Raw genomic sequence first — 21608 nt, 5'->3', positions numbered from 1 at the left:
GTCGGCACGGCGGCTGGCTATGGGTCAGGACGTGATGTCCACCAGGACTTTGCCGACCGTGCCGCTTTCCACTGCCCGGTGTGCGTCGGCGGTGCGGTGGAGCGGGAGGCGGAGCAGTGGCAGGCCGTGTTCTTCGCCGACCGGCAGGGCGCCGTCGCGGACCGCGGCGGCGACGTCCTCGACGGCCGCGGCGCGTGCCTCCGGGCCGGCTGTGTAGAGCACCAGGAACTGAAGACGTGTGTTGAGGACCATGTTCTGCAGCACGTTCAATTCGACCGGCTTGCCGCCGTCGTTGGCGTAGGTCGCGATCGTGCCGCGCGCCCGCAGCACGGCCAGGTCCAGTGCGAGGTTCGCGCCGAGCGCCACCTCGGCGATGATGTCGACGCCGTCCGGGGCGATCTTGCGGATCTCGGTGGCCGGGTCGCCATCACGGTAGTTGATCACGTGGTGGGCACCGGCGGCGGTGGCCAGCCGGGCCTTCTCCGGGCCGCTGACCGTGCTGATCACGGTGGCGCCGGCCCAACGGGCGAGTTGGATCACGGCGTGCCCGACCGCCCCGGCCCCGCCCGCGGCAAGCACGACCTGGTCGTCGAGCGCCCCGGGATGGAGACGGCCAGGCCCGTCCTCGGCGACGGTGAGCGCGCGATGAGCGGTCAGCGCGGGGACGCCGAGTGAGGCACCGAGGTCGAAGGCGGCACCGTCGGGCAGCGGCACGGCCCGCTCGGCGGGTACGACGGTGTACTCGGCGGCGGTGCCGGTGGGGCGCCCGGCGGCGGCCATGTACAGCCAGACCCGCTGGCCGGCCCGGCTCTGCTCGACCCCATCGCCCACGGCGTCGATCACGCCGGCACCGTCCAGGTGCGGGGTGACCTCGGCGAACAGCTTGGCATGGGCGACGCCTGAGCGGGCTTGCCAGTCGGTCGGGTTGACTCCGGACACGGCGACCCGGACGCGGACCTCGCCTGGGCCAGGCACGGGCAGGTCACGGTCGACCAGCTGAAGAACCTCGGGGCCGCCGCTGTCGCGGTAGATGATGGCTTTCATGATCTGTCCTTAGATCCTTGGCCGATATGGACTGTGCGCCGTGGCCGGGTGCACGGGCTGCGGCCGCGAGCCGGGCCCGGTTGGTTCCGGTCAGCCGATGGGGACTTCGTTGGAGCGGGACTCGATGGCGTCGAGGGTGGCGAGGGTCGCGGCGTCGAAGGTGATCTCGCCGACCGCGATGTTGGCCTCCAGGTGGGCGGCGTTGGCGGTGCCGGGGATGAGCAGCACGTTCGGGGCGTGGTGCAGCAGCCAGGCGAGGCCGACCTGGGAGGGTGTGACGCCCAGGGACTCGGCCACGGCGTGCACCGTCGGCTCGTCGGTTGCTTTGGGCAGGCTCGGGAAGGCCCCGCCGAGCGGGAAGAACGGCACCCAGGCGATGCCCTCGGCCGTGCAAAGCCGCAGCATGTCCTCGTCGTCGCGGGAGACGACGCTGTAGGCGTTCTGGACGCAGACGACGCCGGCGGGCAGGGCGCGGCGCAGGCCGTCAAGGGTGACGCTGCTCAGGCCGATCGCGCCGATCTTGCCCTCGTCGCGCAGGGCGGTCATCACCGCGAGCTGGTCGTCGAGGTCGACGACTTGATCGCCGTCCGGGCGCAGGCCGGGGCCGGAGTCGAGACGGCGCAGGTTGACCACCGGGAGCTGGTCGGTGCCGAGGCTTCGCAGGTTGTCCTCGACGCTGGCGCGCAGCTGTTCGGGCCGCTGCGCCAGACGCAGCGGCAGCGGCCCGCCCGGGTCGGGATCGGCACCGACCTTTGTAACGACCAGGACGCCGTCCTCGGGGCGCAGCGCCTCGCGGATCACGTCGTTGGCGAAACCGAAGCCATAGAACTCGGCGGTGTCCACGTGGTCGACGCCCAGTTCGACCGCGCGGCGCAGCAGCGCGACGGCGTCGCTGCGGCGGTCGTGCAGGCGCTCGAGCTGCAAGGCGCCGTAACCGATCCGGGTAACGGTGCAGGCGGCTAACGAAGCGGTCGCGGTGGTCATGACGCCGTCTCCTCGGTCGGTGATCGCAAGGCGGTGTGCAGCAGTTCGGCCAGGTAGAGCGCCATCACCCGGTCCGCAATCGGGATGACCTGCTCCTGGGCCTCGGCCGGGTCGAGGTGCTCGACCTTGACCAGGTGGGCCATGACGCAGTCGTGCACCATGGCGCGCATCCGGTCGATCGTGTCGACGACGATGGCGCGGATGGCCGGGTTGGTGGTCGCCTCGCCCCAGGTCTGCACGCCGACGCGGGCCTCGGCGGGGTCGATCGCGGCGATCAGGCGGGCGAGCAGTTCGTCGGGGTCGGGCGGGATGTCGCTCGCGGCGTAGTCGCCGAGGGCTTCGGCGCGCTTGGTGAGCACCGCGTGGGCGGAGGCCTGGACCACGTCGGCCTTGCTGCGGTAGTGGGCGTAGATCGAGCCGTTCGAGAGGCCCGACTCGGCCGTGATGTCGGCGATCGAGGTCCGCTCCAGGCCGTTGCGGCTGAAGCAGCGTACGGCGGCCTCGGTGATCTGGGCGCGCCGAAGTTCCTTGCGTGCGTCCGTAAGCCGCGGCACTGCACCCTCCTCCAGCAAAAGGAATCGCTGCTCTGCTTGCAGCTCCCACCATACAGAGTCACTGCTCTGTTTAGCTTGAGGTGGGTCACGGGTGGACAAGCCCGGCCGTGGACGATGAAGCGGATGGCGAGGTCGCGGCCAGGAGTCCCGGCCGCGGCGGAAGCGACTCCATATGACAGATGGCAGAGCCGGTCACCCGCCACGACGCGGCAACCCAGGGCTGTTCCGCTATTCGCTCATCCACACCCCTCGTGCGCTACCGCGACCGACCGGCGGCTGACTGGCCAGATCGGGCACCAGGAATCCGCTTGGACCCACCCGCGGACGATGCGTACCCTGTCGGACGATGTGCTACCACGCGTTCAACGGCGCCTTTCGGCACTATGTGTGCGTCGCATGTCGGCTCGCCTTCAAGGGCAGCGCGTGGCCGATCCGGAAGCGCATCTGTCCTTGCTGTCGTGAACAGCTCGTCTTCGCCGGCTACGACTTCGCCGCGCCCCGGCGACGCGACACGAAGGCATGGTCCGTCGTCGCGACCGTGCTCGCGGAGGGGCTGACCTACGATCACCGCCCCGGCTGCGGCTGCTCGCGGCTCCCTTCCTTCCGGCCCCGGACCCGAGCGCAGGTGCGTGTCCGGCGACGCGCGGCCGAGCGGCTGGGTCTGCCCCTGTCGGTGACCCTCGCTCGCCGCGACGCCTTCACCCCGGAGAGCCGCGACGAGCAACCGCTCTCTTCGTCGGCCGCGAAGCGGGACACGACCTGAGCGTCGCGTCGACGCGGCATGACGGCCTGCATGACCAACGACGTGGATCTGCATTTTGTACGGTCTGCTCTCCCACGGTCGGCGACAGCGAGGAGGCACCGTGACAACCGCTGCCATCGACGCCCCAGTTGCGGCCGAGGGACCGGGGCGGGCGCACACGGCCTGGAGGCTCTCCCCGCGATCCGTGGTCGTACTGCACCATGCGGAGCGAGTACTTGTGCTGACAGTGGCAGAGCCTTCGGATCGGTGAGGACCGGCGTCGATGCAGAAGTCTGTGAACGCGCTTTGACATGGATCATGCAGCACCGCCGCCTGGCGCGAGACCACGAAGCCCTGCCACAGAGATAGCGGACAGTGATCCACTGGGCGATGGCCGGCAAAATGTCCCGTGAGCTGACCGGGTCCAGGAGCCGCTCAATCATCGTGCGGGTAGCTCGGGACAGGGGCGGTGCCTGCCGATCGGCATGTACCGTCCGATGAAATCCCGTTCATCGCCCATCAGTTGCACCCGCGTCATGCAGGATGCGCTACTGGATCCGCTCCATGGCGCGGAACGGTCCGCCAGATCGATCACGACTCGATACCTGCCCTGGATGGGCGGGCAGGGGTGGCGCATCCCCCTTGCGAGCTACAGGGATTGTCCATGTGGGGGTGACTCGCGGACGTCGGCGCGTCCCTAGCGTGGTTGTCAGGTCGCCACCGGTGCGACCACCACCACAGGGGGAGGCCACGATGGACACGACGTCCACCGCACCGCACGACACAGGCTCCGGCCCGGAGGAAGAGGGCGACCGCTGGGGCGGCCGTTTCGGCCGGATCGTTCGATCTCCGCTCGGCTGGATGCTGACGGGCATGGTCGGTGTCGGTCTCGTCTCGGGCCTGACCGCGACGGGCCCCGGTCCGGTGCCGGCGCTGGGAGCGGCTGCCGCGGTGGCCGTGTACTGGGCGGTCATGCGCTTCGTCGCACGACGTTCCACGCCGGAGATCGCCCGGCGCGGGGCCGGCCGGGAGGTATTGCTCGGCGGCGGGATCGGTCTGGGCTTCATCCTCGTGTCCGCACTCCTGATCACGGCTTTCGGGGGCTACTCGTTCTCCTGGGCGGGCAACGGCTTCGTGTCGGTCGTGTGGTCAGCGGTCATGGTGCAGATCGGCGCCGCGGTCACCGAGGAACTGCTGTTCCGCGGTCTTGCCCTGCAGGCCCTGGAGCAGTTGTGGGGCAGCCGGGCCGCCGTCGCGATCACCGCGTTGTTCTTCGGCGTCGCCCACCTGGGGGCTCCGGGTGCCAGTGGGCGGAGCCTGGTGGCGATCGCTCTCGAGGCGGGCGTCATGCTCGGTGCCGCGTTCCTGTGGCGGCGTAGCATCTGGTTCGTCGTGGGTCTGCACTTCGCCTGGAACACTGTCGAGCAGCTGCTCGGCGTCCCGGTCTCCGGACACACCCCCGAGGCTCTGTACACCGTCGACGTCCATGGTTCCACCCTGCTGACCGGCGACGGCTTCGGCCTGGAGACGTCGATCGTGCCCATCATCCTCGGTGTACTGATCACCGTCCCGATGGCCGTCCTCGCCCACCGGAACGGCCGACTGCTGCCCCGGCGGCGGGCCCGGCACTGAGACAGGCCGACTGGAGGAAAACGGACGTGATGTCCCGTCAGGCGCTCTGGGGTACCCCGCTGTTCCGGGCACCACTTGACTGGTGGAGCGAGCGGGATGCCTCCGTCAAGGACGGCGTCCTTGCCCTGGTGCTCACCCTGCTGGCCTTCGTGCCGACCCTGTCGAACATCGGAGGGCAGATCGGCGATCTGCCCGAGCGGCCGGCGAACGCGCTGGGCATCGGGCTGACCCTGGCTCAGACCCTGCCGCTGGCAGCCCGCCGCCGGTGGCCCGCAGCCTGTCTGGCCGTCGTCGCGGGCGCGTTCGCCGTGCACCAGTCGCTGGGCTTCGCGACGACGTTCGGGAGTGTGGGGCTGTATCTCGCCCTGTACTCCGCCGGGGCCCATCAGGTCGGCCTCCGCCGCGCTGTGAGGGTCGCGGCGAGTGCGGCCTACGCCGTACTGGCCGTCGTCCTGCACCACCTCGGCTCACCACAGGAAATCCCGGACTACCTCGCGTTCTATCTGACTCTGGCCGCGATCTGGCTGGTGGGGAGTGCGGTGCGCATGCGGCGAGGGGAAGAGGTGGAGCGGCGGCGGCTGGCCGCCGAGGTGGCCACGGCCGCCGAGCGGGCACGGATCGCCCGCGAACTGCACGACGTGGTCACCCACCACGTGACGGCCATGGTGGTTCAGTCCGACGCGGCGCAGTACCTGCTCACGTCCGCGCCGGAACGGGCCGGGGAGGGACTGGCGGCCGTCAGCGACACCGGCCGCCGGGCTCTGACGGAACTGCGGTACCTGCTCGGCGTGTTGGAGGCGACCGGTGAGTCCGCGTTCGCCGACCCGGCGAGTGCGGACCGGGCCCCGACCCTGGGGCGGGTGGTCGACCTGGTCGAACAGGCCCGCAGGTCGGGTCAGTTGGTCGAGTTCAGCGAGCAGGGCGAGCGGCGGGCGCAGTCCGTGGACGTGGAGCTGGCCGCCTACCGCGTGGTGCAGGAGGCGCTCACCAACGCGATGAAGCACGCGTCCGGGCAGCCGGCACACGTCCTGGTCCGGCACCGCGAGGAGCACGTCGAGATCAAGGTGACGACCGATGCACCCGCCTCCTCCCCGGCGACCGTACCGGTCACGCGGAAGCCTGGCCCAGCGGGCGGACGAGGCCTGGCCGGGCTGCGTGCACGGGTGTCGATGCTCGATGGTGAACTGGAGGCCGGACCCCGGCCCGAGGGCGGGTTCGAGGTCCGCGCGACGATTCCGTCCAAGCCCGTTCAGGAGTGACCCCGTGAGCGATGCGCCGCAGCCCATCCGTGTACTCGTCTGCGACGACCAGGCACTGGTGCGGACCGGCTACGTCACCATCTTCTCCGCGCAGCCCGACATCGAGGTCGTCGGAGAGGCCGAGAACGGGCACGTGGCGGTGGAAGCCGCACGGCGGCTGCGGCCCGACGTGGTGGTGATGGACATCCGGATGCCCCTGCTCGACGGCATCCAGGCGACCCGGCAACTGGCCGGTCCCGATGCCCAGTTCCCGCCGAAGGTGCTGGTCGTCACCACGTTCAACGTCGATGCCTACGTCTACGACGCGCTGCGGGCCGGAGCCAGCGGCTTCCTCCTCAAGGACGCGCCTCCCGCAGAGCTGGTGAACGGGATCCGTACGGTCGCCCGGGGCGAGGCCCTGCTGGCGCCCGCCGTCACCCGCCACCTCATAGGTCACTTCGCTGAACACCTGCGGCCGGCCGACACCTCCCGGCAGGGCAGGGAAGACCTCGTACGCGCGCTGACCCCCCGCGAGCTCGACGTCCTCCGGCAGATCGCCGAGGGGCTGTCGAACGCGGAGATCGCCACGGCGCTGTTCATCACCCCCGAAACGGTCAAGACCTACGTTTCGCGGATCCTGGCCAAACTCGGCCTGCGCGACCGGGTCCAGGCGGTCGTCCTCGCCTACCGGGTCGGGCTGATCCCGGCGGCCGACTGACTGGGGGCCGACCCTGCTGCGCCTGGCCCGGGACATGCCTGATGCCCTCTGGCAACGCCCGGCCGGACAGATTCGAATATTGCAGGTCGGCAGCGGAGGCGGGCTCTGTCCCCGCAGACACGCAGGATGCGGCCTCTGAAGCACGTCAGCGGCGCACCCCCGTCCGAAGGATGCAGGGTCAGTGCCAGAGCCATCAGCGGGCGTATGGCCTACGCGTTCAGACGTCCGTCGGGGTCAGGGCCTTGTACAGCCGCCCACGCCTCGAACAGTGTCCTGGCGGCCTCCCAGCCCGGCCCGGGCACGACATGGCACAAGAACGTCGGCTGGTCGACCCCATACTCGCGAAGCTCACCGACCCGAACGTCTCCGCGCGTGAGCCACCATGACCTCACTCCGCCTCCCCCGTTCTTCTCCGCGGAAGCACGCTACTGCCGTTCGTTCACACGCGGGCTACGCAGTCGCTCCGCATCGGCGCAGGACGGTTGGACCGTCCCCGCAAAGGTCTGTGAACGTGGGTTGACTTGGATCACCAAGTCGCGTTCGCAGACTTCAACGGGACCCGTGCTTTCGGCCCGGGTTCCCCGACGGCCGGCTGCGACCCATGGGGCACACGGCAGCACGGACTTGCCTGGCCCCCGCCGTCGTTGGGGTGGTGCCGCGGCCGAGTCGTCCTGGCTGGTTCGGGCAAGCGGAAGGGGGCGGCTGTGAACACGCGCCATGGCGACTCCCGCCGAAGCGCCTCGCCGGCCTCCGTGACGAAGTGGTCCCGAGCCGTGGCCACCCCCTTCCCTGCGGGCGTTTGCCTGCACACGCTGAGCGCCGCCATGTCACTCCTGTCGAACCGCCGAGCCGAGAGGAACGGGAGAGTCGCGGACGGAGACCGGGAGGAGGAAGATCGGAGTCACAGAGACAAAGTGGTGGTTATGGGGACGCCCTCGATGCATTTCAGTGAGAGCCCGGAGGATCCGTTCGCCCTGGGGCATGCCGCTTCGGCCGTGCTCGACGATCACGGCACCGTGGTCGGCTGGAGCGCACGTGCGCAGGAGCTGCTGGGCTACCGGGCCAAGGAAGTGATCGGACGGGCGTGGCGGGACCTCCTGGTCGACGCCCGTGACCTGCCTGTCGCGCGGTCCGTCGTCGTGGACGCCATGAGGACAGGGGGCTGGTTCGGAGTCCTGCCCGTCCGGCACCACGACGGACGGCGTGTGGAGATGGGTTTCCGGGCCCGCGCGATCACCCGCGACGGAGATCGTCAGGAGTGGTTCCTGGTCGGTGCTCCTGCCACGGAAATCGTTGCCTGGCAGCGGGACCGTGCGCTGCTGGACGGCCTGTACCACCGGTCCCCGATCGGTCTGGCCATCCACGGCACGGACAGGAAGGTGATTCGGGTCAACCGTGCGATCGAAAAGGCAAGCGGCATCACAGCCGAGGCGCCGGTGGGCCGTCGTTCCGGTGAGTTCCTGGTCGACGAGGACGCGGGTCCGGCCGATGAGCGGGTACGTCACGTCTTGGAGACCGGCGAGCCGTTGATCTTCACGGAGCAGTCTGCGCGCACACGCCATGCTCCGGGGCGGGAACGGATGGTGTCCGTCTCCGCGTTCCGGATGGAAGACCCCTCGGGCCGGGTTCTCGGCGTGGCGGAGACGATCGAGGACGTGACCCAGCGCTACCGGGCCCGCCGCAGACTCACCCTGCTGAACGAGGCGAGCGCCCGGATCGGAACCTCACTGGACGTGACGCAGACGGCCCGGGAACTGGCCGAGGTGGCCGTCTCCGGCCTGGCCGACTACTGCTCGGTGGACCTCCTGAAGCCGGTGGCACTCGGTGACGAACTGCCCTCGGACATGGCAGGCGCTCTGCTGCGAGTGGCCCTTTCGCCCCCGGAACCACGGGTCCCGTTCCAGGAGGGCGACGTGGTCCCGCTCCTTCCGGAGTCTCCACAGGCGCGGTGCCTGGCCGAGCGTCGCCCGGTTCTCGAACGGGTGCTGTCCCTCCGCCCCGAGTGGTACGCCATGGACCGGCGGCGGATCGAGGTCGTGGTGGGTCTCGGCGTTCATTCCCTGATCGCGGTGCCCCTGATGGCACGCGGCCTGGTACTGGGCGTAGTGAGTCTGTGGCGAGTGCGCCATTCGGAGCCTTTCGAGGACGACGATGCCGCGGTGGCCCATGAGTTTTCCTCGCGTGCGGCCGTCTGTATCGACAACGCGCGCCGCTTCACCCAGCAACAGAGCGCCGCTCTGACTCTGCAGCGCAGTCTGCTGCCGGGCACGGTGTCCGACCTGCCGGCCGTAGAGGTGGCCTGCCGGTACCTGCCGGCGAGCGGTGAATCGGGCATCGGTGGTGACTGGTTCGACGTGATCCCGTTGTCGGGGGCCCGAGTCGCCCTCGTCGTGGGAGACGTGGTCGGCCACGGAATCCACGCCGCGGCCTCGATGGGGCGCCTGCGCGCCGCCGTGCGCACCCTGGCCAGCCTCGACCTGGAACCGGACGAGGTGGTGGCCCGGCTGGACGATCTGGTCAGTCTGCTGGCCGCCGAGCTGGAGACCAACGCGGAGGGCAACCAGTCGGCGATCGAACAGATGATCGGGGCCACCTGTGTCTACGCGGTCTACGATCCGGTCTCCCGGCATTGTTCCCTGGCACGCGCCGGCCACCCGGCACCCTTGGTGTCCACGCCGGACGGCCAGGTGACCGTGCTCGACCTGCCCGCGGGTCCACCGCTCGGCCTGGGCGGACTGCCGTTCGAGATGTACCACCTGGACCTCCCTGAGGGCAGCCTGCTCACGCTCTACACCGACGGCCTCCTGGAGGCGTGCAACGGCGACATCGATGCCGCGCTGGAGAACCTGGAGGAATGTCTCGCCCACAGTGCCGGCGCTCTGGAGCGCACGTGCGACGGGGTGGTCGAAGCGCTGGTGCCCGCGGACCGCCGCCCGACCGACGACATCGCGCTGCTCATGGCCCGTACCCGGGTGCTGCCGCCGGAGAACTTCGCCACCTGGCACCTGCCTCTGGAAGCTACCGCCGCTGCCCGCGCCAGGGAGCTGGCCACGGCGAAACTGGCCGAATGGGGGCTGTCGGAAATGGCCTTCACCACCGAGCTGGTCGCCAGCGAGCTCGTCACCAACGCCTACCGGTACGCGGACGGCCCCGTCACCCTGCGCCTCATCCGTACACACTGTCTGACCTGTGAGGTGTCCGACGCCAGCCACACGTCCCCTCACCTCCGAAGGGCGCTCAGCACGGACGAGGGCGGACGCGGGCTCTTCCTGGTCGCGCAGCTCACGGAGCGGTGGGGCACCCGCTACACCCGCGACGGCAAGACAGTCTGGACGGAGCAGCCTCTGCCGCCCTCCTGACCGCCCGCAGCCTCCGCGACTTCCACGACCACGGCCCACCGAGACAGCCGACTGGCCGGCGGACGGGACCGAAGCGACGGCCCCGCCGTAGTTCGCGGGCACGGGCGATGCCGAAGCCGATGGCGAGCGATGGGCGTTGAACGCCTCAACTCGCCCCCGGGGTTGAGAACGGGCGGAGTCGCAGTCCGCAGCGACTTCTCACCGGCCGGGCAGATGTCTGCGAACGTATCCATATGTGGTCAGGCGGCGTAGCCGACGTGTGCCGTCAATCGCCCAGCCTGAGTCGGCCGCTTCAATTCTCGGTCGGAGCTGGTGCGGCGCTGATCCTGCAGTACTCGTTGCAGTACCCGTACGGGATTTTGCTGCCTGACGGGTACTGCTGGTGGTGTCCCTATGTCGTTCACGATGCCCCCGGCGCACTGTTGCGCATCCCCCGACTGTCCGAAGTCCCGACGGGATGAGCGCGTCGGCCGTCGGGTCCGTCGTGGCCGGATTCGGCCTCCGGCTGGGTGCCGGGCAGCCACAGGGCGAGGAGCACGGCGATGGCGGAGAAGCCTGCGGACCACCAGAACGCCAGATGGAACGCGTTGGCCGGCTCGGCGGGATGGGCGGCGAGGGCATGGGCAAGGATCACCGCGAGGACGGCGGTACCGAAAGAACCTCCGAGCTGCTGGGCCGTCCTGGTGAGCACGCTGACGTGCGGGATCTGGTGTCTCTCCAAGCCCATGTAGCCGGCCATCATCACCGGCATGGTGACGGCGCCGAGGCCGAACCCGCGAAGGATCAGCCACAGGGCGAGCAACCACCCGTCGGTGTGCGGTCCTGCCAGGGCGAACGGAACGGATGTGGCGGCGACGATGGCGAAGCCTGACAGAGCGAAGACGCGCGGACCGAATCGGTCGATGTTGCTTCCGACCACCATGCGGGACAAGACGGTGCCCACGCCCTGCGGGACGAGCATGATGCCTGCGGCCAGCGCGGTGCTGCCGCGTACATCCTGGTAGTACAGCGGGATCAGGAGCATCGCCCCGTACAGGGAAAAGCCGGAGAAGAACAGCACCGCGCTGGAAGAGGCGACCGGGCGTTGCCCGAACAGCCGGACCTCGACAAGGGGTTGGCTGTTGCGCAGCGCGTAGCCGGTGAAGGCGGCCAGCAGCGCGACGCCGACCATGAGCGGGACGACGACGTCCGCGTGCGCGAAGCCGGCGGCGGTGCCTGCGTTGGCGAGACCCAGCAGAACGATGGAAATGCCCGGTGCGAGGAGAAGGAGTCCGGGCACGTCCAGCTTCGGTTTGGCGGATGCGCGATCGGCAGGGGTGGGCGCGTCGATGTGCAGATAGCGCACGGCGAGCAGGAGGCCGATGGCGCAGAACGGTACGTTCACCCAGAAAATGAATCGCCAGCTCAGGTGCGTGAGGATGGCGCCACCGATCACCGGACCGAGGACGGGGCCGAGCAGTACCGGCAACGAGACGTAGGCGACGAGCCGCCCGAGCGCCTTGCCGCCCGCTGCCTGGAAGATGAGCGTGGTCATCAGCGGGAGCATGAGGCCGCCGCCGAGACCCTGGACAACTCGCCAGCCGATGAGCGAGCCGACGTTCCACGAGAGGCTGCAGCCCACGGAGCCGACCAGGAAGACGGCCAGCGAGAAGATCCACAGCCGCTTGCCGCCGAACCGCTCGAGACCCCAGGTGCTGAGCGGGACCGCGATGCCAAGTGCCAGCAGATAGCCGGTGGTCACCCACTGGATCGACGTGACCGCGGTGTCCAACTTCGACGCGAGTGAATCCAGGGCGACGCTGACGATGGTGGTGTCGAAGACGACGGCCATGGCGCCGACGATCAGGATCAGGGCGGCCTTGACCACCGCAGGGTCCAGCTTCTCGGCCGCGGGCTTGGCCGGTGGTGCGGACATGCCACACCCCTTCCGTAAGAGAGGTATTAATCTCTTACGGAGAGTAGAGGTGGAGGGTAAGGAATGTAAACCTCTCTTACGCTCGTCGTCGTTATCCTGTCGCCATGGGTGAAGTGGAACAACGCAACCGGCAGCGACGGCGCGGGGAGGAGCTGGAGGCTGCCCTGCTGGAGGCCGCATGGCAGGAACTCGTCGAGGTCGGCTTCGCCAAGCTGACGATGGAGTCGGTCGCGGTTCGGGCCCGGACGGGCGTGGCGGTGCTGTACCGACGCTGGTCCAACAAGACCGACTTGACGATTGCCGCCATCCGCCACTTCCGCCTGACGCACCCCGTCGAAATCCCCGACACCGGGAGCCTGCGCGACGACCTGCTCGCGCTGCTCGAAAATGCGGCCGACGCGCGAATCGGCTTCGTCACCATTGTCAGCGCCGCGTTCGCCGGCCTGCTGGCCGACTCCGGTCTCACCCCCGCCCGGGCCCGCGAGCAGCTCATGGCCGATCGCCCGCTCGCCTCGGACCGGATTTTCGCCCGCGCGCACGAACGGGGCGAGATCGAACTCGACCGTATCCCGCCGGCCGTGCTGGCCCTGCCTTTCGACCTGATGCGTCACGACATGCTGATGACCTACCAGCCGATCCCGCGCGAGCGACTCATCACGATTGTGGACGACCTGTTCATGCCCCTCATCTCCGCCGGCCCAGTTCGCTAGCCCTCCCGGCCGGCAATGTCCCCTCCGGCTCTCACACCGGAACCCTGTGTGCCGCCCGTCATGCAGTCACGCATCCCGGGCGTGATCTCCCCCTGAGCCGTCCACATCCATAGGATCCGCTCCCGCCCAGCCGCCCTCGAGGGGCAGCGCGGTCCACGAAGCCCGGCCAGCAGCAAAGCGATGAGCCGCCAGTGACATGGCCAAGAGGTGCGCCGACTGCTCGCACGGCCAGGAGCGAGCACCAGACAGGCCGAGCTCTCGGCGGGACGGAAGCAGGGAAAGGGTTTCCCGTCCTGTCCCTACTCATCGGTAAAGTAGGTATACACGGCGCCACTGAGACCCCTTCGGAGACCGCGCGTTCGTCGTCCTCGCCAGCTTTCGGGTCGAGGTCGCGCGCCCCCAAGACGGTCCCTTGTCCCTAGTCCAGTGATGGAGGCAATCGGGCTGGGACGCGATGTCGGTCGTCGAACCGGGCACACTCCGCCGCGGCGTCGGCCGGCGGGGCGGGAGCGCTGCGGAGGGTGGCGCGGGCCCAAATGCTGAAGCTGTCGTCAACTTCGTCCGAGATGTGCGGGACAAGCCCTGGGGCGACGTAGAAACGCGTGGGGGCCCACGGTCAGAAGGGGCGCAGCGGCACGGGGTGAAGTCCTTCGAACCGGTCCACCTGCTCTGCGGTATGTCGGCCAGACAGCGCCACCTGGTCGGCGCCCATCGCAGCCCGACCACCACGCCGATGGTGTTCGTCAAAAGCGGAACAAGCTCACCTCGGAACCCTGCCGGCGCACGCATATGGTCCCGGCCCCGGCCCCGGGCCTGAGACCCGGGGCCGGGACCGTCTATCGGCCGGTAACTCCGCGTCGGCCAGGACTTCAGAAGGCGCTGTTGTTGCAGCCCGCGGTGGAGCCGAGGGTGGTGACCTGGGCACCAGGGTTGCCCTCGCCGCCCAGCAGGTTGCCGCCCAGGCCGTTGAGCAGGCCGACCTGGCCGAGGACGTCCAGGTTCAGGTCGTGCGACTTGCAGGAGGAGTGCTGCTTGATGTCGAACCCGTCGCCGTGGCCACCGGCGTGGGCCGTGCCGCCCACGAGTCCGATGCTGCCGATCGCGGCGATCAGGACGGCAACGTTGCGAAGCTTGCGCATTTCATCTCCGATGGAGTGAGTGGGTGCGATCTATGGAAGATCGACTTTTACAATCATGGGAGATTAGTTCGGAATATCCCGAAACGTGCATTGGCGCGCCGGGTCTCATGATCGCGTAGCAGGAGCACCCGAAAGCCGTAGTGCATGCGAACGGACCCGTCCGTGGCCACCGGGCCGGCAGGTGGTGGCCGCCGGTGCTCACGATCCGCACGGCAACAGAGAACAGCCGCAGGCCGCAAGGGCCTTCGGGGCGCAAGCGGGGGGCGCGTCGACGAGGCGGGAAACCGTCGGACCGGAAGCCGCCGGGCCGGACACGCCCGGCTCGGCCCGCGGCACGCCGATGTCGGCCAGGCGGTCTCCGCCGAGCGCTACGGCCAGGGCCGCGTCCAGCGGGATCTTGCCCGGATAGTGCACCGCCCGCTGCTTGCGCCACGGCGTGAGTCCCGCCGGTGTCGCGGGTCCAGGCCGGACCTGCGGACCGCCTCGACCAGCAGCACCGACCGGCCGGCGAGGCCCCCGGAGCCGCCGCCCTCAACCGCGGACACGCGGGGTACGACCCGCTCGCTTTTTCATCCGGAAAGCGCTTCCTCCCTTGCATCTGGCGGGACCCTCGACTGCGCGAGGCAGCAGGGCATCCGGATCACCGGTCTGCCCGACGACCCGAACGCGGATGTCCCCCGGAACAGGCCCTGCAGATCATCCGCGACTTCCTCGCCATCCACTTCCCCCGGCTGGCGCCACCGACAACCTCGGCGTGATTCGCTCATTGGAAGACGTGGCGAGGACGCTTTCGACGACCTGGCCGCCGACCTCGCCGACGGCGATGTGGTGCTGCTGTGCAGGGGCGAGGTGATGGCCCTGCACCTGGGCATCCGCCGGGCCCAGAACGTCTATCGCAACCGGACCCGGCTGCTCGCCCAGGCAGTGGAGGGGCTGCCGGACGCGGCCCGCCGGAGCGGATCAGCAGCGCCCGTGCGCAGGAGCTGGAGTCGGCGTCGTCGACCTGGCGGGACGGGCCGGGCGCGCTCACCGAGCCGCCTCCCGCCGACACCCACCTGCTTGGCGACATGCTCGACCGCATCGGGCGGCAGCTCCAGACGCACCTTGGGAAACCTGCCGGGCCAGGTCAGAACCTCAACTGGACGGCGAAGCCCAGCCTCGTGGCGCCCGTGTACAGCACTTCGTCGTAGCCGGGGATCACTGCGGACAGCAGTTCGGACACCGGGCGGCGTACACGGCCGGCTCCCCGCGCCCATAGGCGAGCACGTATCGCCATCCGTCGTCGCCGCCAGGGCGGGCCGGGCCGTCCGCGGGCAGCTGACCTCGACGGGAGGGCGCTGAGTTCGGGACAGTTACCGTTCCCGGACCGTGTAGGTCACGTGCGTCACCTTTGGGGAGGGCTCCGTGCGGATCGGCTCCAGGGCCACGCGGTCCGCGTCCACGCACTCGAACAGGCGGATTCCGGAGCCGAACAGCACGGGTGACAGCGCGATCGAGAACTCGTCGAGCAGGCCCGCGTTCACGTACTCCAGGATCGTCGCGCCGCCGCCCGCGATGCGGACGTCCCGGTCGCGGGCGGCCTCGCGGGCCTGGTCGAGCGCGGACTCGATGCCGTCGTTGACGAAGTGGAAGGTCGTTCCACCCGGCCGCTCCCAGGGGTCACGCTTCTCGTGCGTCACGACGAAGACCGGCGTGTGGAACGGCGCCTCCTCCGGCCACGCCTGCTCGCCGAGGTCGAACATGCGCTTGCCCATCACGCTCGCGCCGGTGCGCTCGAACGTCTCCCGCGCGATGTCGTTGTCGCGCCCTTCCTCGCCGCCCTCGCCGAGCTTCAGGTTCTCCTGGAAGAACCGCAGCGGGAAGATCCACTGCTGCAGCTCCATCCACTGCGCCATCCAGCGCTGCCCATCCGGGTCATCCATGCGCTCCTCGGGCGCGATGAACCCGTCCAGCGACATCGTCACGCTGAAGAACACCTTTCGGGCCATCAGCCCTCCGCTCCCTTCCGAACGATCTCGGTGACGTAGGCAGCCAGGTTGCTCAGGGTCTGCCGGCCGCCCTCGATCGCGTGGTACTTCTCGACGGCCTCGTCGCGCAGCTCCTTGGTGGGGAACACCGTGTGCATCTCGATCCGGGTCGCCGCGCCGTCGGGCGCGAACGTGAGGACCGACTCGAAGGCGTTCGGGTCGCCGCGGGACTCACCGTGGAGCAACGCGATCCGCTCCGGCGGGGCGATCTCGGTCCAGGAGATCCACTCCTGGTAGTCCGTCCCGTCCGGTCCGTGCATCACGAAGTCCCACTCCCCGCCGACGCGGAACTCGAACGCCCGCGTGGTGGTGGTGAATCCCTCCGGTCCCCACCACCGCGACAGGTGCCGTACCTCGGTGAACGCCTCGAACACCAGCTCCCGTGGGGCACTGATGACCCGGGAGATCACGATCTCGCGGTCGGCCGTCGCTGACTGCGCCGGCGCGTGCCGTCCTGTCGCTGTCATCGGTCATTCCTCCTGACTCGTCTGCTTGAGGTCCTGCACGTACTCGTCCAGCCGGTCGAAGCTCTCGTTCCAGAACCGCTCGAACCCGCCGGTCCACTCGTGGACCGGTCGTAGCCCTCGGGCGTCGAGGCCGTACAGGCGGTGCTTGCCTGCCTTGCGGTCCCGCACCAGCCCGACCTCCCGGAGCACCCGCAGGTGTTTGGACGCCCCCGGCTGGGATATCCCCAACTCCTGGGCCAACTCGGTCACTGGCCGCTCACCCGCCCGCAGCAGCACCAGGATCTCCCGGCGCTGCGGCTCGGCGATCGCGTTGAAGACGTCCGAAGTCGTCGCTGCTCGTGCCATGGATTCCATCGTATTCCGATATCGGCATGCGTCAAGCCGGAGGAATTCAGGGCCTCGCTGTCCCGCAGATCGCCTGGAAGCTTGTCATCCCCTCGGGCAGGAACAAGGGCGAGCACCGCGCAGTCGCCACTGTCTACCGCCTCCTCGCCGAGCCGAAGCGTCCGACGACACCGGCGAGTGAACAGGGCGCCCTTCGATCCGAAAGCTACTGACGGATTACTTGACACCTGGTTCGCCGCTCGTCAACGGCGCCCCGTGTGGGGCTGGATGCGGGGCGGGTGTTCGCGCTCGCGCGGGCGGTGGTGTGTCAGCGAGGGGGAAGACGCGGGTGCGGGTCCGGTCGGCGCGGCTGCACCGGATTTCTGGTAGTGGGGCGTGCCGGGTGGTGGCCCGGGACGCGGTGCACCTCACCGAAGTGGTGCCGGTCGCACAGGCGTTGCGCGGGCTGCACGAGAACCGGGCTGTCTTGGAGCGGGAGTTGGGGAGGGTGCCCATGCGTGTGCACGGGGATCCCGAGCTGGATCTGCGGCTCGCGCTGCTGCCGTACCGCTGGCTCCAGCTCGGCCTGGCGGGGGAGGGCGCCCGGCCCGGTACGCCGACGAGTGGACCGTCGGCTTCGAGGGCGTGACGCCGCTCGCGAGGGAGGTCCGCTCCCTGGGTCGGTCGGGCCGGTGAACTCGCCCGGGCCGCCGTGCTGTTGCCCGAGGAGCGGCCGCATCCGCTGACCGACGGCGTGCTGGGCCCTTGCGGGCCCCGGTACTCGACGAACCCGCAGGTCGTCACCGAAGCCAACAGGCGCCTTGTGGTGGCCAGTGGCCATCGGCCTTCCGCTGCCCGGCACCCGCAACGGCTGCCGGGCCTCCACCGAATCCGGCGTTGAACGGGCCTGTCGGGGAGTTCCGGGCATCGCCGATAGCGGCTGCCGGGGCACCGACTGCTCCTCCAGCAACTGCAGTAACTGGGCTGGCGCGATCACGAGCGGCGGGGCCATCTCACTGCCGGCTTGGGCCAGTTCCTTGATGCCGGGGATTCCGTGTATCGCGGGCGTATCGAAAATCGCATACGCCACCGCAACAGTGTTCCGTCTCCAATGGGGGCATGAACCGCAACGCATCCCTGTCAGCACCGCCCCGTCGCACGCGCGGGATCGTGCTTCTCGGCCTGGCGATCCTCGGCATCGCGAGTGGCGCGTTCGTCGTGCGGCGGCCGCTCATGATGTCCGCTCCGATGTGCATGGCCGGGCGGTGGCACGGCTGCTTCGACACGTTCAACGGTGTGGTGCTCATGACGTTGGTCGCGCTGCCGTTGGCCGTGCTGGTGGTGTGGGCTCTGGCGAGTGTTCGGCGTGCCGCCGGCGTCACATCGGCGTGGGCGTGGCGCAAGTCGCTGGCCGAGGTGGGCATGGTCCTCGGGACGGTGCCGTTCCTGTGGCTGACCATGATGCCGGGCGCCGGGCCGGGCACCGCTCCACGTCGGGTGAGTCTGGTACCGCTGCGGGACCTGGTCACGATGGGGCCGCTCGGGATCGTCGGCAACCTGCTGGTCTTCGCGTCGCTGGGGTTCTTCGCCCCGATGCGTTTCGCGGCGTCGGCCTCCGTGCCGCGGATTTTGGCGCTCGGGGCTGGCTGCTCGGTCCTGGTCGAAACGGCGCAGTACGTCCTGTGGCTGGACCGGGTGTCCTCCGTGGACGACGTACTGGTCAACGCCGCCGGCGCCGTGCTGGCCGCGCTGGCGTCGCGCCGGTGGTGGCGCACCACGGCGCAAGGGCCGTCGGACCAGCCTCGCCCCGCGCCGGCACCGGCAGGCTGAGTCGGGTGTCGCCCGGGGACTGCAGCCCTGCCCGAATCGCTCGGCGGATCCTTGCCATGTCGCCTTCCGTCCCGCCGGGGCCGGTGTGCACATGTCTTTGCATACGTCGGCGATATGTTGTGCTGCTTAGGCTTCGCACATGCGCGTACTGATCGTGGAGGACGAGCCCTACCTGGCCGAAGCCGTCCGTGACGGTCTGCGGCTGGAGGCGATCGCTGCCGACATCGCGGGCGACGGCGACTCCGCCCTGGAACTGCTCAGCGTCAACTCATACGATCTCGCGGTCCTCGACCGAGACATCCCCGGCCCGTCCGGCGACGAGGTCGCCCGGCGCATCGTCGCCTCCGGCAGCGGCATCCCGATCCTCATGCTCACCGCTGCCGACCGGATCGACGACAAGGCTTCCGGGTTCGAGCTCGGCGCCGACGACTACCTCACCAAACCGTTCGAGCTGCGGGAGCTCGTCATGCGGCTGCGGGCGCTCGACCGCAGGCGCGCGCACGCCCGACCCCCGGTCAGGGAGATCGCGGGCGTCCGACTGGACCCCTTCCGTCGGGAGGTCTTCCGCGACGGACGCTACGTCGCGCTCACCCGGAAGCAGTTCGCCGTGCTGGAAGTCCTCGTCGCCGCCGAGGGCGGTGTCGTCAGCGCCGAAGAGCTGCTGGAACGGGCCTGGGACGAGAATGCCGACCCCCTCACCAACGCCGTGCGCATCACCGTCTCCGCACTGCGCAAACGGCTCGGCGAACCATGGATCATCGCCACGGTGCCCGGCGTCGGCTACCGGATCGACACCGGTATGGACATCATCGCCCCCGGTACGGACGCCACCGACCCGGGTAGCACGCATGCATAGACGCCCAGGGCTCAGCGCCCGACTGAAACTCACCCTCAGCTATGCCGGATTCCTCGCCGTCGCCGGCGCTCTCCTGCTGGCCGTGGTGTGGGTGTTCCTGCTGCGCTATGTACCTGACAACTCCCAGGGCCTCCTCGGGGTCTCGCCCAACCGCTACCTCCTTGTGCACACCTTCGCCCCGCCCGCGGCCGTGGCGATGGTCTTCCTGCTCGTGTTCGGCCTTCTGGGGGGATGGGTTCTCGCCGGCCGGATGCTCGCACCGCTCACCCAGATCACGGATGCGGCCCGGATGGCCGGGAGGGGGTCGCTGTCCCACCGGATCCGTATGAAGGGCAGGCAGGACGAATTCCGTGAACTCTCCGACGCGTTCGACTCGATGCTCGAACAGCTCGAGTCCCACGTCGCCGAGCAGCAGAGGTTCGCAGCGAACGCCTCCCACGAACTGCGCACCCCGCTGGCGATCTCGCGGACGCTCCTCGACGTCGCCCGCAAGGACCCGACGGGGGACCGGGGCGAACTCATCGAACGCCTGCACGCGGTCAATACACGGGCGATCGACCTCTCGGAAGCCCTGCTGCTGCTCAGCCGCGGCGACCGCGGGAACTTCACCCGCGAGCCGGTCGACCTGTCCCTCATCGCCGAAGAAGCCGGCGAAACGCTGCTTCCCCTCGCCGAACGACGCCGGATCACGCTCGACGTCACCGGCGGGGCTGCCCTGACCAGCGGCTCCGCGGAGCTCCTGCTGCGGATGGTGACGAACCTCGTCCAGAACGCCATCGTCCACAACCTCCCCGCCGACGGCACCGTGACGGTCCACACCGAGGCGTACGGCGACACGAGCGTGCTGCGGGTCGAGAACACGGGCCGTCCGCTCCCACCGGAACTGGTGCCGACCCTCACCGAACCCTTCCAGCGCGGAACGGAACGCGTGCGCACGGACGAGCACGTCGGCGTCGGCCTCGGCCTGGCCATCGTGCACAGCATCGTCCGCGCCCACGACGGGACCCTCGACCTCGTCCCCCGCCCCACCGGCGGTCTCCTCGTCACGGTCCGGCTTCCCGGCATGCCGTAGGCATCGTCCCCGAGCGGAGCCCCTTCACGACTGGGCCCTTCGAGGTCCTCGACGGCATCCGCGCTGATGCGGGCATGCCGACCACGACGTTCCGCGCTGATCGACATGCCCGAGGCACCTGGCGGGCGCCGCGGGCAGGCTCGCGCGCGGGTCGGCCGGCAAGTGAAGGCCTTGTGGCCGCCGCCCCGGACCGTGGCCGTCGAGCTCGTCCGTCACTTCGGGGGGTCGAAGAGGGGCTGGAGGTCGGTGAGCAGGTGATGGAGTGCGCTGCGGTACAGCTGGGGTCCCACGGAGACCCGGGCCGCACCGATTGCCCGGAGCTCCTCCAGCGACCCGCGGTTCAGCGAAAGACCGGCGTTCACCGGCGCGCCGACCTCGGCGACGACGGCCCGGAGGTCGTCCGGCCCGGCTCCGGGAGGGAACACACAGTCGGCACCGGCCGACCAGTACGCCTCAGCCCTGCTGATCGCATCGGCACGCTTCTGATGTTCGGCCAGAGGCGAGGTGGGGAAGAAGGAGTCGATCCGGGCATTGATGACCAGGGGCACCCCGGTACGGTCGGCGGCTGCGCGCATCCGCGCGATGTAGGCGGCGCGGACATCGACGTCGGTCAGGCCTCCGTTGGCGTGATCACTGTCCTCGATGTTGCAGCCGACGACTCCGATCCCGCTCAGCAGTTCGACCAGCTCTTCCGGCGCCATGCCGTAGCCGGCCTCGGCGTCGACGGTGACCGGCACATCGACAGAGGCTGCGATGCGTCCGGCGACGAACATCATTTCCTCGCTCGGGGCACCCTCGCCGTCGTCGTAGCCCAGAGCGGCGGCGATCGCGTTGCTCGCGGTCGCGACCACCGGGAAGCCCGCGTCGACGACGGTACGGGCGCTGCCGACGTCCCAGGCGTTCGGCAGCACCAGCGGAGCGCCCGGGATGTGCAGGGAACGAAGCAGCTCGGCCTTCTCGGCCTGATCGGACAAAGAGTCGGCTTGGTCGGACATGG

The 21608-nt window shown here is 69.6% G+C and carries 20 protein-coding genes and 1 pseudogene; 12 read left to right on the top strand and 9 right to left on the bottom strand.

All coding sequences use genetic code 11. The features are described from left to right. Positions 1-24 precede the first annotated feature (24 nt). From ACFYR3_RS40415 to ACFYR3_RS40405, 3 genes are all read right to left on the bottom strand, one after another. Entirely contained in the window at positions 25-1044 is a 1020-nt protein-coding gene (locus ACFYR3_RS40415) for an NADPH:quinone reductase (RefSeq protein ID WP_389287092.1), read from the bottom strand. Positions 1045-1134: 90 nt separating this feature from the next. Then, a complete protein-coding gene (locus tag ACFYR3_RS40410) occupies positions 1135-2028 on the bottom strand; it encodes an aldo/keto reductase (RefSeq protein ID WP_389287090.1) in 894 nt (297 codons plus the stop codon). Beyond that, positions 2025-2582, bottom strand: a complete 558-nt coding sequence (locus tag ACFYR3_RS40405; protein ID WP_355854147.1) for a TetR family transcriptional regulator — start codon at positions 2580-2582, stop codon at positions 2025-2027. Before ACFYR3_RS40405 ends, ACFYR3_RS40410 begins: the two co-directional genes overlap by 4 nt. A gap of 346 nt (positions 2583-2928) precedes the next feature. Between ACFYR3_RS40405 and ACFYR3_RS40400 the strand changes: the two genes are divergently transcribed. The 5 genes from ACFYR3_RS40400 to ACFYR3_RS40380 all read left to right on the top strand — a co-directional run bounded on the left by ACFYR3_RS40400 (position 2929) and on the right by ACFYR3_RS40380 (position 10271). Then, positions 2929-3345 carry a hypothetical protein gene (locus ACFYR3_RS40400; protein WP_389287088.1) on the top strand — a complete coding sequence of 139 codons (417 nt, stop codon included), beginning with the start codon at positions 2929-2931 and terminating at the stop codon, positions 3343-3345. A 732-nt stretch (positions 3346-4077) separates the two neighbouring features. Continuing rightward, positions 4078-4956, top strand: coding sequence for a CPBP family intramembrane glutamic endopeptidase (locus tag ACFYR3_RS40395; RefSeq protein ID WP_389287086.1), 879 nt, complete (start codon positions 4078-4080; stop codon positions 4954-4956). A 29-nt stretch (positions 4957-4985) separates the two neighbouring features. After that, positions 4986-6215 carry a histidine kinase gene (locus ACFYR3_RS40390; protein ID WP_355854165.1) on the top strand — a complete coding sequence of 410 codons (1230 nt, stop codon included), beginning with the start codon at positions 4986-4988 and terminating at the stop codon, positions 6213-6215. Between the two features lie 4 nt (positions 6216-6219). Further along, entirely contained in the window at positions 6220-6912 is a 693-nt protein-coding gene (locus ACFYR3_RS40385; RefSeq protein ID WP_355854138.1) for a response regulator transcription factor, read from the top strand. Positions 6913-7850: 938 nt separating this feature from the next. Next, positions 7851-10271 carry a SpoIIE family protein phosphatase gene (locus ACFYR3_RS40380; RefSeq protein ID WP_355854135.1) on the top strand — a complete coding sequence of 807 codons (2421 nt, stop codon included), beginning with the start codon at positions 7851-7853 and terminating at the stop codon, positions 10269-10271. Between the two features lie 400 nt (positions 10272-10671). Here the strand turns inward: ACFYR3_RS40380 and ACFYR3_RS40375 are convergent, their stop codons facing one another. Then, positions 10672-12186, bottom strand: a complete 1515-nt coding sequence (locus ACFYR3_RS40375) for an MDR family MFS transporter (protein ID WP_355854132.1) — start codon at positions 12184-12186, stop codon at positions 10672-10674. Positions 12187-12290: 104 nt separating this feature from the next. On the opposite strand from ACFYR3_RS40375, the gene ACFYR3_RS40370 reads away from it, so the two are divergent. After that, a complete protein-coding gene (locus ACFYR3_RS40370) occupies positions 12291-12896 on the top strand; it encodes a TetR/AcrR family transcriptional regulator (RefSeq protein ID WP_355854129.1) in 606 nt (201 codons plus the stop codon). An 869-nt stretch (positions 12897-13765) separates the two neighbouring features. On the opposite strand, the gene ACFYR3_RS40365 is transcribed toward ACFYR3_RS40370, so the two are convergent. The 4 genes from ACFYR3_RS40365 to ACFYR3_RS40350 all read right to left on the bottom strand — a co-directional run bounded on the left by ACFYR3_RS40365 (position 13766) and on the right by ACFYR3_RS40350 (position 16874). Then, the gene (locus ACFYR3_RS40365) at positions 13766-14035 is read right to left on the bottom strand and encodes a hypothetical protein (RefSeq protein ID WP_355854126.1); all 270 of its coding nucleotides are present in this window, start codon (positions 14033-14035) and stop codon (positions 13766-13768) included. A gap of 1352 nt (positions 14036-15387) precedes the next feature. Then, a complete protein-coding gene (locus tag ACFYR3_RS40360) occupies positions 15388-16023 on the bottom strand; it encodes a dihydrofolate reductase family protein (RefSeq protein WP_389287082.1) in 636 nt (211 codons plus the stop codon). Beyond that, positions 16023-16529 (bottom strand): SRPBCC family protein, encoded by a 507-nt coding sequence (locus ACFYR3_RS40355; protein WP_355854120.1) that lies wholly within the window; start codon positions 16527-16529, stop codon positions 16023-16025. Before ACFYR3_RS40355 ends, ACFYR3_RS40360 begins: the two co-directional genes overlap by 1 nt. Before the next feature lie 3 nt (positions 16530-16532). Beyond that, a complete protein-coding gene (locus tag ACFYR3_RS40350; RefSeq protein WP_389287080.1) occupies positions 16533-16874 on the bottom strand; it encodes an ArsR/SmtB family transcription factor in 342 nt (113 codons plus the stop codon). 26 nt (positions 16875-16900) lie between these two features. Between ACFYR3_RS40350 and ACFYR3_RS40345 the strand changes: the two genes are divergently transcribed. From ACFYR3_RS40345 to ACFYR3_RS40320, 6 genes and pseudogenes are all read left to right on the top strand, one after another. Further along, entirely contained in the window at positions 16901-17086 is a 186-nt protein-coding gene (locus ACFYR3_RS40345) for a hypothetical protein (protein WP_355854114.1), read from the top strand. A gap of 281 nt (positions 17087-17367) precedes the next feature. Continuing rightward, positions 17368-17502: a hypothetical protein gene (locus tag ACFYR3_RS40340; protein WP_355854111.1), complete on the top strand. Its 135-nt coding sequence runs from the start codon at positions 17368-17370 to the stop codon at positions 17500-17502. 48 nt (positions 17503-17550) lie between these two features. Then, positions 17551-17806 (top strand): annotated as a pseudogene (locus tag ACFYR3_RS40335) (IS5/IS1182 family transposase); the annotation flags it as partial. Positions 17807-17972: 166 nt separating this feature from the next. Continuing rightward, on the top strand, positions 17973-18683 hold the full coding sequence (locus ACFYR3_RS40330; RefSeq protein WP_356785081.1) for a VanZ family protein: 711 nt from the start codon (positions 17973-17975) through the stop codon (positions 18681-18683). Positions 18684-18822: 139 nt separating this feature from the next. Continuing rightward, on the top strand, positions 18823-19539 hold the full coding sequence (locus tag ACFYR3_RS40325) for a response regulator transcription factor (protein ID WP_355854105.1): 717 nt from the start codon (positions 18823-18825) through the stop codon (positions 19537-19539). Then, positions 19532-20611 (top strand): HAMP domain-containing sensor histidine kinase, encoded by a 1080-nt coding sequence (locus tag ACFYR3_RS40320; protein ID WP_355854102.1) that lies wholly within the window; start codon positions 19532-19534, stop codon positions 20609-20611. Before ACFYR3_RS40325 ends, ACFYR3_RS40320 begins: the two co-directional genes overlap by 8 nt. A 212-nt stretch (positions 20612-20823) precedes the next feature. On the opposite strand, the gene ACFYR3_RS40315 is transcribed toward ACFYR3_RS40320, so the two are convergent. Next, positions 20824-21606, bottom strand: a complete 783-nt coding sequence (locus ACFYR3_RS40315) for an isocitrate lyase/phosphoenolpyruvate mutase family protein (RefSeq protein ID WP_389287077.1) — start codon at positions 21604-21606, stop codon at positions 20824-20826. Positions 21607-21608 lie beyond the last annotated feature (2 nt).

The sequence above is a fragment of the Streptomyces sp. NPDC005784 genome, from assembly GCF_042871525.1.
Taxonomy (GTDB): Bacteria; Actinomycetota; Actinomycetes; order Streptomycetales; family Streptomycetaceae; genus Streptomyces.
Note: the sequence above shows the minus strand (reverse complement) of the source record. Positions and strands in the feature narration are given on the sequence as shown.